Genomic DNA, 13,796 nt, shown 5'->3' with positions numbered 1-13,796 from the left:
CTTTCTTTTATGAAACCTTGCGGCTTCGATTATGGCTTAGTGGTCGACGGCTGCACCAGCCCCTTTCGGATAGCGCACGCTTTCCACCAGCTCCTGGATCGCCAGGGGAGGCGGCGCGGTCACGCGCGATACCGCAAAGGCCACGGCGAAGTTGATCATCGCACCCACCGCGCCAAACGACAGCGGCGAGATTCCGATGAACCAGTTATCCGGCGTATTGGCCAGCATGTTGGTGCCGGGGATGAAGAACCAGCCAAGGTAGGTGAAGATATAGAGAAGCGTCGAGATCAGACCCGCCAGCATGCCGCAGATGGCGCCGGCGCTGTTCATGCGGGTGGAGAAGATCCCCATCATCAGTACCGGGAACAGCGAGGCCGCGGCGATCCCGAAGGCCAGCGCCACCGTCTGTGCGGCAAACCCTGGCGGATTGAGACCAAGGTACGTGGCGAGCAAAATCGCCCCACCCATGGAAATCCGCGCCGCCAGCATCTCCTTTTTCTCGCTGATGTTCGGATTGATGGTGTTCTTGATCAAGTCGTGGCTGATCGCCGAGGAGATCGCCAGCAGCAGCCCCGCCGCGGTGGACAGCGCCGCCGCGATACCGCCCGCCGCGATCAAGCCGACTACCCAGCCCGGCAGGTTGGCGATTTCCGGGTTGGCCAGTACCAGAATGTCGTTATTGACCGTCAGTTCGTTGCCCGCCCAGCCGCGCTCTTCGGCGGTGCCGGTGAAGCCTTCGCTGGTGTCGTTGTAGAACTGGATGCGGCCGTCATCGTTGACGTCGCTGTAGACGATCAGGCCGGTATCTTCCCAGGTCTGGAACCAGGCCGGGCGGTCGGCGTAGAGGATCGGCTCGGCGGCGGCCTCGTAATCCTCGACCTGACCGGTCATTTCCGGATACACCGTGGTCATCAGGTTAAGCCTGGCCATGGAGGCCACGGCCGGGGCGGTCAGGTAGAGCAGGGCGATGAACACCAGCGCCCAGCCCGCGGACCAGCGCGCGTCGGCCACCTTCGGCACGGTGAAAAAGCGGATGATGACGTGGGGCAGACCCGCGGTACCGATCATGAGCGACAGCGTGAACAGCACCATGTTGAGCTTGTTGTCCACATCGCCGGTGTAGTCCTGGAAGCCCAGGGCGTTGACCACGTCGTCGAGTTTCTGCAGAAGCGGCACGCCGGACTCGGTGTGGGTGCTGAACATGCCGAACATCGGAATCGGGTTCCCGGTGAGCTGCATGGCGATGAACACCGCCGGAATGGTGTAGGCGACGATCAGCACCACGTACTGCGCCACCTGGGTGTAGGTGATGCCCTTCATGCCGCCGAGCACCGCGTAGAAGAACACGGTGACCGCCGCAATCCAGATGCCCCAGGTGCTGGGCACTTCCAGAAAGCGCGAGAACGCCACGCCCGCACCGGTCATTTGACCGATAACGTAGGTGACCGAGGCGATGATCAGACACGCCACCGCGACCACGCGGGCGGTGCGGCTATAAAAGCGCTCGCCGATGAAGTCCGGCACGGTGAACTTGCCGAACTTGCGCAGATAAGGCGCCAACAGCATGGCCAGAATCACGAAGCCGCCGGTCCAGCCCATCAGGAAGGTGGAGTTGGCGTAGCCGCCGGAGGCGATCAAACCGGCCATGGAAATGAACGACGCCGCCGACATCCAGTCCGCGGCGGTCGCCATGCCGTTGGTCACCGGATGAACGCCGCCACCGGCGACGTAGAAGTCCTTGGTAGAGCCGGCACGTGCCCATATCGCGATGCCGATATAGAGCGCGAAGGAGGCGCCGACGAACAGTAAGTTGATGGCAAACTGGCTCATTGGCTTACTCTCCCAGGCCGAATTTCTTGTCGAGCTTGTTCATTCTCCAGGCGTAGAAGAAGATCAGCGCGATAAAGGTCAGAATCGAGCCCTGCTGGGCGAACCAGAAGCCCAGATCCGTGCCGCCCACAGGAATGGACGCCAGAAGCGGGCGAAACAGGATGGCGCAGCCGTAGGAGACGAACGCCCAAACGACCAAACAGCCTGTGATCAAGCGAACGTTGGCCTTCCAGTAAGCAGCAGCGTTGGATTTATCATCTGCTATCATGGTGCTCTCCATTTATGATTTTAAGGTTGGAAAGTGTCCAAACGCGGCCGGCGCAAAGCGCCTGACCGTATCGAGCGATTAATGTGTTCCCTTTAAAGCGATTTTTATGCCGGGTTGGTGCCCGCCACCGAGCGTCAGATACTCCCTCCTTGCCACCTGACACGATAAGTCGTACGCCCTAAGGCAATGTTATCTTCAAAACTCAGGCTAATACTGGCCAATAAATGGAAAAAAGAAATCCAGACTTTGGTATCACGGACTAAAGGCGCTATTGGCAACCTGAAAAATAGCGCTAAATTACTCTATACAATGGCGTTTTGAAGCCCCTTGAATACGACTTTGGTAAGGAGGCGACGATAGTCTATTAACCCAATTAATCTCCTTTCAGTCGTTTTTATCGAGCGTCGCTACTCTTCTTTTAGAACGCTTTATTCAAACTCGACGCTTTTAAAAAGTATTTGTTGGGCGCCGAGTTTATAGACTTTAGTAACAAGCGCGAGTAACCCGCGTTAGTCACAGGAAGTAGTCAGTCACAGGAAGTAGTAATAAGAACAATCAGCGCTAACGCCGCACTATCCGCGGGTATACACGGTTTAACCAGCTCGCATCACTGGTCGAACGTTTTCCCATTGTCGGATCCAGCGCGAGCGTGGCTTTTTAAGCAGGTGACGCATGATCGAGGTCGACCTTTCAAAACTGCCGTTTTCCCTGCTCGACGAAGCGGGCACGGCGCGGGTGCGCGACGGACTCGATCTCGCCTATTTCGATACCGGTGACGTCATTCTCGAGGCCGGTCAGCCCGGCGAAGGCGTTTTCATCATTCACAAGGGCGAGGTCGCCGAGCTCGACCCGGCAGAGCCCGCAGCCCGGACACGTATCGGCCACTACACCGAAGGTGATGTGTTCGGAGCGATCAGCCTTTTGAACGGCAAGAGTCGCTACCGCTTCGAAGCAGAGCAGGAGACGCTTTGCTACGTGTTGCAAAAGCAGACGTTCAGCGCGCTTTGTCAGCACTACCCGGCCTTCGAGGCATTTTTCCGGGAGACGCTTGCCCACAAGACCCAACTTTTGGCCGAGCGCCGCGCAGTGGACGGCATCACCATGGCCGGCTTCATGCTGGCGCGGGTGAGTGAGTGCATGCGCGCCCCGCTTGTACTCGACGCCCGCGAGCCGCTCCAGCAGGCGGTGCATACGCTGCTGGCGCAGCAGGCCGACAGCCTGCTGGTAAGCGCAAAAGGCGGCTACGCCATGGTGACCAAAACGGATCTGCTGCGTGCGTTAGCGGTGGAGAAAACGCCGGCATCGACACCGCTCGAGGCGCTGACGCCCACGGGGCTGGTCACCGTTACCCCGCAGCAGTACCTGTTCGAGGCGCTGGTGCTGATGACGCGCCACCAGATCGCGCGCGTGGTCGTGATGGACGGCGAAGCCCTGGCCGGCATCGTCGAGCTTCCCGACGTGCTGAGCTACTTTTCGAGCCGCAGCTACGTGGTGGGGCTTCAAATCGAAAAGGCCGGCGACTTGAAGGCGCTTGCCCAGGCGAGCCGACGCACCCCGGAGCTCGTGCGGGCGCTAATGGCCCAGGGGGTGAAGCTTCGTTTCGTCATGGAACTTCTGGCGGCGCTCAACGCCCGCATCCATCACAAGGCTTTCGGCTTTGGCGCGCCGGACGCCCCTACGCAGCGCTGCTGTCTGGTGGTGATGGGCAGCGAAGGCCGCGGCGAGCAGATTCTCAAAACCGACCAGGACAACGCCCTGATTCTTGCGGACGACGCCAGCTGGCCAGAGGCGTCGGCGGCGATGCAGGCGCTCACCCGTACGCTGGTCGAGCTGGGCTACCCGCCGTGCCCGGGTAACATCATGGTTTCCAACCCCGAGTGGGTCGGGAGCGTGGCGACCTGGCAGGCGCGGATCGAGCGCTGGGCCGAGAAGCGCGACGGCGACAGCCTCATGAAGCTTGCCATCATGCTCGACGCCCGGGCCGTGGCCGGCAACGCCGAGCTTGCCCGGCGCGTGCGCCAGGCGCTCTACGCGCGCTGCGCCGACGATGAGCTTTTGCTGAGCTATCTGGCGCGGGCGGCGCTGAGTTTTTCCACGCCGCTGACGCTGTTCGGCTCGTTGAAAAGGCGCGAGCACGGCATCGACATCAAAAAGGGCGGGATTTTTCCTATCGTGCATGGCGTGCGCACCATGGCGCTGGAGCGGCGCATCGACGCCGAAAGCACCTTCGAGCGCCTCGAGGCGCTGGTGGCCGACGGCCGGCTGGAACATCGCTTCGCCGAAGACCTGGGCGAGGCGCTGGCGCTTTTCAGCGAGCTTCGCCTGCGCCAGCAGTTGGCGGCCCCAAACGGCCAGGCGGCGCTCGCCAACCACGTGGTGGTGCAGAGCCTGTCGTCGCTCGAGCGCGACCTGCTGCGCGAGGCGCTGCACATCGTCAAGGAGTTCAAGGCGCGCCTTACCCACCGATACCACCTGGAGTACTCATAGCGGTATGCAATTGACGACTCGACACTTTTCACTCTTTGGCGGCTCGCTGCGTAGCTTGTTCAAGCGCGAGAGCGACCGCCGACGGCTGGCCGGTTCGCCCTTCGAGTGGCTGTTCCATCCTTATCTTGGCGAGGAGCTGGTGGCGCTGGCGTTTCGCTTCGCCCCGACCGATCCGATTTTGAGCGTGGCCGCAGTGGTGTTCAACGAGCGCCGCGTGCTGACCCAAAACGCCTGGGTGGCAACGCTTGCCGATCGCCACACGGTGGCAAGGCGTGCGCTGCGCCGCCACCAGGTGGAGCATCCGACCCCGGCGCTCATGGCGCCTACGGCGGAAAACATCGCCACGCTCGCCGAGTTCATTGGCAATCGTCCGGTCGTTGGGTGGGGGCTCGATCAAACGCTTGGGCCGGTCAACCGGCTGTTCGACCAGCGGCTGGGTTTCGAGCTGCCCAACGCCCAGGTCGATATCGAACGCCTCTACCAGCGCCGTCAGAAGCGCTCGTCGATCGACCCCCGGCTGGCGCCGGATCTCGACCAGGCGCTTCGCCATGCGCGGCTGACGCCCCCCGGTGCGACGTCGCTTCTGGGCGAGGCGAGCGCCTGCGCGCTTTTGTACATGCGTCTGACGCGCGACGCCGCGCTCGAGGCGTGAGCGGCGCTCGACGTTATTGGGTGGGGGCGGGAGTCTTGATAGAATGAGCGCCTTATCCTCATCACCGGCAGTGCGTACACCATGCAGCAACCCGATCACTTCGACCCCGTCGCGTTGGAAGCTGTCGCGTCCAACGGTTCAGCCGAGCTTCACGACGTCAAACAGAAGCGCGAATTCAACAAGTTGCAGAAAAGGCTTCGGCGCGAGGTCGGCAACGCCATTCTCGATTACAACATGATCGACGAAGGCGACCGGGTGATGGTGTGCCTGTCCGGCGGCAAGGACAGCTACACCATGCTCGAGATTTTGCGCAATCTGCAGCGCAACGCGCCGGTGAACTTTTCGCTGGTGGCGGTGAATCTCGATCAGAAGCAGCCGGGGTTCCCCGAGCACGTGCTGCCGCGCTACCTCGACGCCCAGGGCGTGGAGTACCACATCCTCGAGCGCGATACCTACTCGGTGGTGAAGGAGAAAACCCCGGAGGGCAAGACCACCTGCGCGCTCTGTTCACGGCTCAGACGCGGCTCGCTCTACGGCTTCGCTGAAGAGATCGGTGCGACCAAGATCGCGCTGGGCCATCACCGCGAAGACATTCTCGAAACGCTGTTTTTGAACATGTTCTTCGGCGGCTCGCTGAAATCCATGCCGCCGAAGCTGCTCTCTGATGACGGCAAGAACATCGTCATTCGCCCGCTGGCTTACTGCAAGGAAGCGGACATCGCCGAGTTCTCGCGGCTGATGGAATTTCCGATCATTCCCTGCAACCTGTGCGGCTCGCAGCCGAACATGCAGCGCCAGGAGGTCAAGAAGATGCTCGCCGAGTGGAACAGGAAATTCCCGGGTCGGCTCGAAAGCATGTTCAAGGCGGTCACCAACGTGGCGCCTTCGCAGCTGGCCGACCGCGCGCTTTTTGACTTCCAGGGGCTCGAGGCCAAACAGGCCGAACTCAAGGCCGGGCGTATTTCGGCGCTCAACCTGGGCTGATCCAGCGTCAGTTTACCGCTTCCTCATCGGCCAGGGTAATGAGCCTGGCCATGTCCAGAATGTTCACTTCCCGCCCGGATACCGCGACGACCTGCTGGCTTTGAAGGCGGCTCAGAATGCGGCTGACCGTCTCCACCGCTAGCCCTAAGTAGTTGCCGATATCCGCCCGCGCCATGGAGAGGCGAAAGCTGTAGGGCGAGTAGCCGCGGCGGCGAAAGCGATCCGAGAGCGTCGTGAGAAAGGTCGCCAGGCGCTGGTCGGCGGTCTTGCGCGATAAAAGGCGCATCATGCGCCGGTCGTCGCGAAGCTCCTTGCTCATGCTACGATAAAGTTGGGTCCTGAGCTCGGGAAGCTCCTCGGAAAGCGTGTCCAGATGCTTGAAGGGAATTTCGCACACGGTGGTGGTTTCCAGCGCAATCACGCTGCCCGGGTAGGTCTCTTCGTCGATGCCGTCGAGGCCCACCAGCTCGCTTGGCAGATAGAAGTTGGTGAGCTGCTCAAAGCCCGAGCCTTCGCTGGTGACCTGCTTGAGACTGCCCGAGCGCACCGCAAAGACGCTCGAAAAACGCTCGCCCTGATGAAACAGCGCCTCGCCCTTTTTGAGCGGCGCGCGGCGGCGAATGATCGCGTCGAACTGGCTGATATCCTCGATCTGAAGCGCCAGCGGCAGGCACAGCGAGCTCAGGCTACAGGTCTGACAGCGAGGGGCTTGCAAAAGCGCCGAGCGCTGGCGGGCGGGAGTCGACATTACCATCTCCTTATAAACCGTAGGTGCCCATTATAGGATTCTTGAGTAGCGCTGGGCGAGCGGCGCCGACAGATGAGCGTCGAAGGCCATCGCCAGATGGCGGATCAACAGCCGACCGATCGGCGTCACGTTCAACACCGCGCCCGTGCGCTCGATCAAACCGTCACGTTCGGCCTGGGCGAGCCGTGACAGCGCATCACAAAAGTAAGCCTCGGCGTCGATGTCAAAGCGCGCGCCGACCAGGGCCAGGTCCAGGCGCATATCGCACATCAGCCGCTCGATCACCGCGCGGCGAATCAGGTCGTCCCGGCTCAGGCGAAGGCCCTTGCAGGTCGCAAGATGCCCCTCATCGAGCGCCGCGGCGTAGTCGTCGAGTTTGACCGGATTCTGGGCATAGACATCGTCGATGCGCGAAATGGCCGATACCCCCAGCCCGATCAGATCGCACTGGGCGTGGCTCGAATAGCCCTGGAAGTTACGCGTAAGCGTGCCCTCGCGCTGGGCGCGGGCCAGGCTATCCTCGGGCAGGGCAAAGTGATCCATGCCGATATGCACGTAGCCGGCACTGGCCAGCATTTCGATGCTTTTACGCAACATGGCGAGCTTTTCGTTAGCGTCGGGAAGCTCGGCTTCATCGATGCGCCGCTGCGGCGCGAAGCGCGCGGGCAGGTGGGCGTAGTTGAAAAGCGAAAGCCTGGCCGGCCCCAGCTCGATCACCTGCGAGAGCGTATCGGCAAAGCGGCGCTCGCTCTGGCGCGGAAGGCCATAAATCAAATCCACGTTGAGCGAGCCAAAGCCGAGCCGGTGTGCCTCGTCCATCAGCGTTTCGGTCAACTGCCGTGGCTGGACGCGGTTGATGGCGCGCTGCACGTCCGGGTCCAGGTCCTGCACGCCCAGGCTCAGCCGGTTGAAGCCGAGCGACTGCAGATGGCGCAGGGTGAACACGTCCGCCTCGCGCGGGTCGATCTCGATGGCGTAGTCGCGGTGCGGGTCGCTCGAAAGCCCGAAGCGGGCATCGAGACGGTCGATCAGATCGCCCATTTGCGACAGCGTCAAAAAGGTCGGCGTGCCGCCGCCCCAATGAAGCTGCTCGACCGGGCGCGAGGTGTCCACGTGGCGCGCGGCGAGCACCATCTCCCGGTCGAGCCGCGAAAGGTACGGCTCGGCGAGCTGACGGTTCTTCGTGGCGATCTTGTTGCAGGCGCAATAGAAGCAGATCTTCTCGCAAAACGGGATGTGCACGTAGAGCGAAAGCGCCCGGCCGCTTGGGTTGCTGCGCGAAAGCGCCTGGGTGAAGTCATCACACGTGAAGCCGTCGTGAAAGGCAAGCGCCGTTGGGTAGGAGGTGTAGCGCGGCCCGCTCGTGTCGTAGCGGCGCACGAGCGCCTCGTCCCAAACGGGGGCAAAGGGGGCAGCGGTCGCGTGGGCGCAGGTCGGCATAAAGGCTCCCGGGCAGAGAAACGAACGCCAGGTTCGTTCGATGGCGTCCTAGAAGATACCCCGGCGCGCCTGGCGGCTTCTTGCGTCAGGTCAAGAAAGCCCGACAAACGCGCCGGGCAAACGCTCAGTGATGTGCCGCCTGGGGCCAGAGCGTCCCGAGCTGGTAGAGTGCGAAGCTGATGATGACGAGCGCGGCCAGGGTGCGGGTGGCGGGGTGGCGAATGAGGTTTGAAAGTGCTCGCGCGGCCAGGCCAGTAGCCAGCAGTGCCGGCAGCGTTCCCAAACCAAAGGCGCCCATCAACAGCGCCCCCTGGGCCGGGGCGGCGGTGGCCATGCTCCAGGCGAGCATCGAGTACACCAGCCCGCAGGGCAGCCAACCCCAGAGCGCGCCGAGCGCCACCGCCTGGGGCAGGCGCACCACCGGCATCAGCCGCCGGCCCAGCGGCTCGATGACGCGCCAAAGCCTTCGCCCCAACCCTTCCAGCGCCAAAAGCCCCTTCCACCAGTTGGCGATATAGAGCGCCATGAGGATCAGCATCACCGCGGCGAAGACCTCGAGCACCACTCGCGCGGCGGGGGCGAGGGTGACCAGCGTGCCGAGCGCGGCGGCAAGTGTCCCGGCCACCATGTAGCTTGCGATGCGCCCGAGGTTGTAGCCCAGCATCAACCCGGCCATGCGCGCGGGGCGGCGCATGCTCGGCGGCACCGCAAAGGCCAAAGCACTCATGATGCCGCCGCACATGCCGATGCAGTGTGCCCCGCCGAGCAGGCCAAATACCCAGGCGGCAAGCAGCGGGGGTAGATCGAAGCCGGTGGGGTTCACCGGCGCGGCTCGTCGCGCTCGGCGGGCGCTTTTGCCCGGCGGCGACTGGGGGGCGCGGCCAGGTCGTCATCGAACAGGATGCGATGGGCGGGGCTGTCGAGGTCGTCGAACTGATCGTTGCTCACCGCCCAGAAAAATGCCCAGACGGCCAGCGCCAGCAGCAGCAGCGACAGCGGAATCAACAGATAAAGACTCGTCATGCGGGCTCCCAGTGATGAGCGGGCAGATGCTGACGGCGACCGCGTGCGCCGCGTTTCAGCCGCAGGGCGTTGCCGACGACCACCAGCGAGCTCAGCGACATGCCGAGCGCGGCAAGCCAGGGCGGCACGAGGCCGAGTGCGGCCAGCGGCAGCGCCAAACCGTTGTAAGCGACCGACCAGGCGATGTTCTGGCGCATCACCCGGCGGGTGGCGCGGGCAAGCGAGAGCGCCTCGACCACGCGGACCAGACGCGGGCTCAGTAGCAGCGCGTCGGCCCGGGTCTGGGCCAGATCCGTGGCGCCGTTCATCGCCAGCGCCACGTCGGCCCCGGCCAGCACCGGGACGTCGTTGATGCCGTCGCCGACCATCAACACCCGCTCGCCTTTGGTTTGTAACGCCTGGATGCGCGCAAGCTTCTCTTCAGGCGTGGCGCGGGCCTGCCAGGTCGCGATACCGAGCGTTTGGGCCAGCGCTTGGACAGGAGCGCGCTCGTCGCCGGAAAGTAGCTCGACGTCGAGACCGAGCGCCTGGAGCCTGGCCACGGTCTCGGCGGCGTCGTCGCGTAGGGTGTCTTCGAGGCGAAACCAGGCACTTGGAGTAAAAGCGCCGTCGGCGCCTTCCCGGCTGAGTAACAGCCACTGGCCGGGCCCGGGCGGTGTGATGTCGCCCGCGGCGAACGCCGCCCGGCCCAGGCGCCAGCGCTTGCCGTCGAGCGTGGCGCCGAGGCCCTGGTTTGAGTGACGAACGACGTCGCACGCGGTGAGCGCCGGCTCGCGAAACGGGCGAAACGCCGAGGCGATCGGGTGTTCTGAGTGCGCCTCGATGGCGGCGGCGATCTGCCGGGCGTGGGGCTCGCTTAACGCGCCGAGCGTTTGAGTCGCGGCCAGGCGCATCTCGCCGTGGGTAAGCGTGCCGGTCTTGTCGAACACCACGCGGGTCACGCCGGCAAGCGCCTCCAGCGCGTCGGCCCGGGTGATCAGCACGCCGCGCCGGTAAAGCGCGGCGTGGCCGGTCGCCAGTGCGGTGGGCGCGGCCAGCGCCAGTGCGCAGGGGCAGGTGACCACCAGTACCGAAAGCGTCACCCACAACGCCCGGTCAGGGTCGATAAATAGCCAGGCGGTGGCCACGCAAAGCGTGACCAGTAAAAGGCGTAGCACGAAGCGGTGCGCCATGGTGTCGGCAATACGGGCAAGCCGCGGGCGGTGCGCGAACGCCCGGTCGGTCAGGTCGAGCACGCTGTTGATCGTCGACTCACGCCCGGCGTGGGTGACGCGCACGATCAGCGCGTTCTCCACGTTTTGGCTGCCGCCGATGACGCGCCCGCCGGGGCGTCTGGTCACCGGCAAAAACTCACCGGTCAGCATCGACTCATCGAGACTCGATTCGCCCTGCTCGATGATGCCGTCGGCGGGCACCGTGGCGCCCGGGTTCACTCTCACCCGCTCGCCGGCCTTGAGCAGGCTCGCCGGCACCACCCGCTCCGCGCCGTCGTCCTCCAGGCGCAGCGCGGCGGCGGGCAGGGCGTGGCTCAGCGCGTTGCCGCCGGCGCGCCGGGTGCGCGCTTCGATATGGCGGCTCAACAGCAAAAAGAAGGTGAACATGGCGATGGAGTCGAAATAGACGTCGCCCTGGCCCTTGAACACCGCGTAGACACTGGCGCCATAGGCAAGCATCAGCGCGAGTGCCACCGGCACCTCCATGGTGAGCCGCCGGTGGGCAAGCGCGTTGGCGGCAGCGCGAAAAAACGGCCAGGCGGAGAAGGCTACCACCGGCGTGGTCAGCGAGAGCGACAGCCAGTGAAATAGCGCGAAGAAGTGATCGCCAAGCTCGTTTGGCCCCGCCACGTAGAGCGGGACCGAGAACATCACCACCTGCATCATGCCCACGGCGGCCACGATCAGCCGGCGCACGCTCATGCGTGCCTCCCGCTTCTGGCGGGCCAGCGCCCGATCCGGCTCGAAGGGCATGGCCTCGTAGCCGATCGCGGCCAGCTCGGCAAAAATGTGTGAGGGCGCGAGTATGGCCGGGTCCCAGCTCACCCGCAGGCGGTGCTCGGTCAGATTCACCGCGCTGCCGGTGATGCCTTCCAGTGCGTTCAGATGGTGCTCGATCAGCCAGGCACAGGCGGCGCAGGTGATGTTCTCCACCGCCAACGTGGCGCTGACATCGCGCTCGCGCGGATGAACGAACTGCGCCTGCAACTCCGGGTGATCGAACGCCGTCCAGGTCTCGGCCCGGGCGCGGTCGTCCGCCGGGCGGGGGGAGAGCTCGGTGCGGTAGCGGTAGTAGCCTTCGAGCCCGCCTTCGACGATGGCGTGGGCCACCGCCTCGCAGCCCGGGCAGCAAAGCGGTTTGGCCGCACCGTCCAGGGTGATCGTCCAGGGGGCGCCGGCGGGCACCGGCGCGCCGCAGTGGTAACACGCCGCGCTCACGGCGCCCCCGCCGGGGCCAAACGCACCGCGGCGTCGCTTGGCAGGGTAATCTCGCCGTTGAGCCGCCAATCCGGCGCCTGGCTCGGCGCAAGCGTCACGTAGCGCCGGTAGGCAAGCCCCACCGGGGCCTGGCCGACGTAATGGCCGCCCCGACGGTGAGTCAGCGTCAGGCGCACATCGCGCTCGTCCCGGGTGGGGTGAATCAGGCTGAGCGCGAGCGCTGCCGGTCGCGCCTGGCCTTCGAGGTCGAGCACCACGTCCTGGGTCATCGGGTCGACGTAGAGCGTCGCGGAAAGATTGAGCGCCTCGGCGCGTTCGGCCTTTTCGAGCACCGCGTTGATCATCTTGCCGTGTTCGAAATAGTCCTCCTGCACCACCATGCCGTCGAAGGTGTTGAGCGCCACGACCGCAAAGGCCACGCTCATCAGCATCGACGAGAGCAAAAGCGTCAGCAAGCACCAGGGCCAGAACTGACGATACCAGGGCGGCGGCGCGGGCTCGAACATGGCTTATCTCCTCTCACCGCTCAAAAAACGCGCCGGCCGCCGCGCCAGCGGCTCGCCCGACTCGGAGGCAAGCACGAAGCTGAACGACTGGCTGGGGGAGGCGCCGGCGGGCGCACTCACGCTGACGACTCGGTTTGTAGAGCCGCCGCCGGGCACCTTGATCGCGCGGGTGTCGAGCCGGGCGCCGGTAAGCGCCTCGACGCCCAGGCGGTAGGTATGCGCCTGGCGGTCGTGGTTGCGCACCGTCAGCCGGTAGACGTTTTGAACCTCGCCGCCCTCGATGACGCTATAGAGCGTGCCGCGCGCGCGCTCGGCCTCGAGGCTTGCCGGCGCGCGCTGAGTGAGCGCCCACGTAAGCAGTGCGAGCGTGAGCGCCAGCAGCAAAAGCGCCCCCGCTCGGTAACGCCAGGCGCGCGGCGCCGGACGACCCTCGAGGCGGTTCTGGGTGGTGTAGCCCACCAGCCCCGTGGGGCGGTTAAGGCGCGTCATGACCGTATCGCAGGCATCCACGCAGGCCGCGCACTGGATACAGGCGTACTGCAGCCCGTCGCGTATGTCGATACCGGTAGGGCAGACCTGCACGCACAGCTGGCAGTCGACGCAGTCGCCTTTGGACGTGGGCTCACCCCCGCGCGGCTCGCCGCGGGCAGTATCATAGGCCACGGTGAGCGTGTCGCGGTCGACCATCACCGACTGAAAGCGTGCGTAGGGACACATGTGCAGGCAGACCTGCTCGCGCAGCCAGCCGGCGTTGAGATAAGTGAAGAAGGTAAAAAAGCCGACCCAGAACAGCGCCCAGCCACCGGCCTCGAGCGTCACGACGTCGAGCGCGAGCGTGCGGATCGGCGCGAAGTAACCCACGATCGTGATGCCGGTGGCCAGCGCCATCAGTGCCCACAGCGCGTGCTTGACGAGCTTACGCGGGGCCCAAACGGCGGGGCCTTTTTTATCGCGGCGCAGGCGGCGATGGCGCGAGCCCTCCAGGCGGTGCTCGACCCACATGAACAGAAACGTCCAGACGCTTTGCGGGCAGGTGTAGCCGCACCACACCCGCCCTAAAAGCCGGGTGACGAAGAACAGGCCAAAGGCGGCGGCGATGAATAAAAGCGCCAGCAGGATGAACTCCTGAGGGTAGAACGTGGCGCTCAGCAGGTGGAACTCGCGCCCGGGTATGTCGAGCCAGAGGGCCGGGCGGCCCTGAATATTGATCCAGGGCAGCAGAAAAAAGCCGCCCATCAACAGCACATTGAGCCGCCGGCGAAGCGCCTGGAAGACCCCCTTGCTCTCGCGCACGTAAAGATGCCCGCGCAGGCGCACACCGGCTTCACCAAACGTGGCCGGCGGCGGGGTGACGTCCTGTAGGGGAATCGGCTGCATCAAATTCGGTCTCGCGAAAAGGGCTCGAAGGGCGCTTGGCGTTTGATCA

General features: G+C 64.4%; 12 protein-coding genes. 3 read left to right on the top strand and 9 right to left on the bottom strand.

Annotation, left to right across the window (positions count from 1 at the left end):
- Positions 1-36: 36 nt before the first annotated feature.
- Both RN347_RS13730 and RN347_RS13725 read right to left on the bottom strand, forming a co-directional pair.
- Positions 37-1,830: a sodium:solute symporter family protein gene (locus RN347_RS13730; RefSeq protein WP_263586228.1), complete on the bottom strand. Its 1,794-nt coding sequence runs from the start codon at positions 1,828-1,830 to the stop codon at positions 37-39.
- Between the two features lie 4 nt (positions 1,831-1,834).
- Complete coding sequence (locus tag RN347_RS13725; RefSeq protein ID WP_409335768.1) at positions 1,835-2,098, bottom strand: DUF4212 domain-containing protein; 264 nt, start codon at positions 2,096-2,098, stop codon at positions 1,835-1,837.
- A 672-nt stretch (positions 2,099-2,770) separates the two neighbouring features.
- Between RN347_RS13725 and RN347_RS13720 the strand changes: the two genes are divergently transcribed.
- The 3 genes from RN347_RS13720 to ttcA all read left to right on the top strand — a co-directional run bounded on the left by RN347_RS13720 (position 2,771) and on the right by ttcA (position 6,221).
- Entirely contained in the window at positions 2,771-4,585 is a 1,815-nt protein-coding gene (locus RN347_RS13720) for a putative nucleotidyltransferase substrate binding domain-containing protein (protein WP_311958598.1), read from the top strand.
- Between the two features lie 4 nt (positions 4,586-4,589).
- Positions 4,590-5,237 (top strand): DNA polymerase III subunit epsilon, encoded by a 648-nt coding sequence (locus RN347_RS13715; protein ID WP_263586230.1) that lies wholly within the window; start codon positions 4,590-4,592, stop codon positions 5,235-5,237.
- 81 nt (positions 5,238-5,318) lie between these two features.
- Complete coding sequence (gene ttcA / locus RN347_RS13710; protein ID WP_263586231.1) at positions 5,319-6,221, top strand: tRNA 2-thiocytidine(32) synthetase TtcA; 903 nt, start codon at positions 5,319-5,321, stop codon at positions 6,219-6,221.
- 7 nt (positions 6,222-6,228) lie between these two features.
- Here the strand turns inward: ttcA and fnr are convergent, their stop codons facing one another.
- The 7 genes from fnr to ccoG all read right to left on the bottom strand — a co-directional run bounded on the left by fnr (position 6,229) and on the right by ccoG (position 13,747).
- A complete protein-coding gene (fnr, locus tag RN347_RS13705) occupies positions 6,229-6,969 on the bottom strand; it encodes a fumarate/nitrate reduction transcriptional regulator Fnr (protein WP_263586232.1) in 741 nt (246 codons plus the stop codon).
- Between the two features lie 30 nt (positions 6,970-6,999).
- On the bottom strand, positions 7,000-8,409 hold the full coding sequence (hemN, locus tag RN347_RS13700) for an oxygen-independent coproporphyrinogen III oxidase (RefSeq protein WP_311958597.1): 1,410 nt from the start codon (positions 8,407-8,409) through the stop codon (positions 7,000-7,002).
- 124 nt (positions 8,410-8,533) lie between these two features.
- Complete coding sequence (locus RN347_RS13695) at positions 8,534-9,232, bottom strand: sulfite exporter TauE/SafE family protein (RefSeq protein WP_311958596.1); 699 nt, start codon at positions 9,230-9,232, stop codon at positions 8,534-8,536.
- Positions 9,229-9,432, bottom strand: coding sequence for a cbb3-type cytochrome oxidase assembly protein CcoS (ccoS, locus tag RN347_RS13690; RefSeq protein WP_311958595.1), 204 nt, complete (start codon positions 9,430-9,432; stop codon positions 9,229-9,231). The genes RN347_RS13695 and ccoS overlap by 4 nt, the downstream gene beginning before the upstream one ends.
- On the bottom strand, positions 9,429-11,864 hold the full coding sequence (locus tag RN347_RS13685) for a heavy metal translocating P-type ATPase (protein ID WP_311958594.1): 2,436 nt from the start codon (positions 11,862-11,864) through the stop codon (positions 9,429-9,431). Before RN347_RS13685 ends, ccoS begins: the two co-directional genes overlap by 4 nt.
- Positions 11,861-12,370 carry a FixH family protein gene (locus RN347_RS13680; protein WP_311958593.1) on the bottom strand — a complete coding sequence of 170 codons (510 nt, stop codon included), beginning with the start codon at positions 12,368-12,370 and terminating at the stop codon, positions 11,861-11,863. The genes RN347_RS13685 and RN347_RS13680 overlap by 4 nt, the downstream gene beginning before the upstream one ends.
- 3 nt (positions 12,371-12,373) lie before the next feature.
- Positions 12,374-13,747, bottom strand: coding sequence for a cytochrome c oxidase accessory protein CcoG (ccoG, locus tag RN347_RS13675; protein WP_311958592.1), 1,374 nt, complete (start codon positions 13,745-13,747; stop codon positions 12,374-12,376).
- Positions 13,748-13,796 lie beyond the last annotated feature (49 nt).

It is taken from the genome of Halomonas sp. PAMB 3264 (assembly GCF_031954245.1).
GTDB lineage: Bacteria > Pseudomonadota > Gammaproteobacteria > Pseudomonadales > Halomonadaceae > Vreelandella.
The sequence above is the reverse complement of the archived record's forward strand: the minus strand, read 5'-3'. Positions and strand labels throughout refer to the sequence as shown.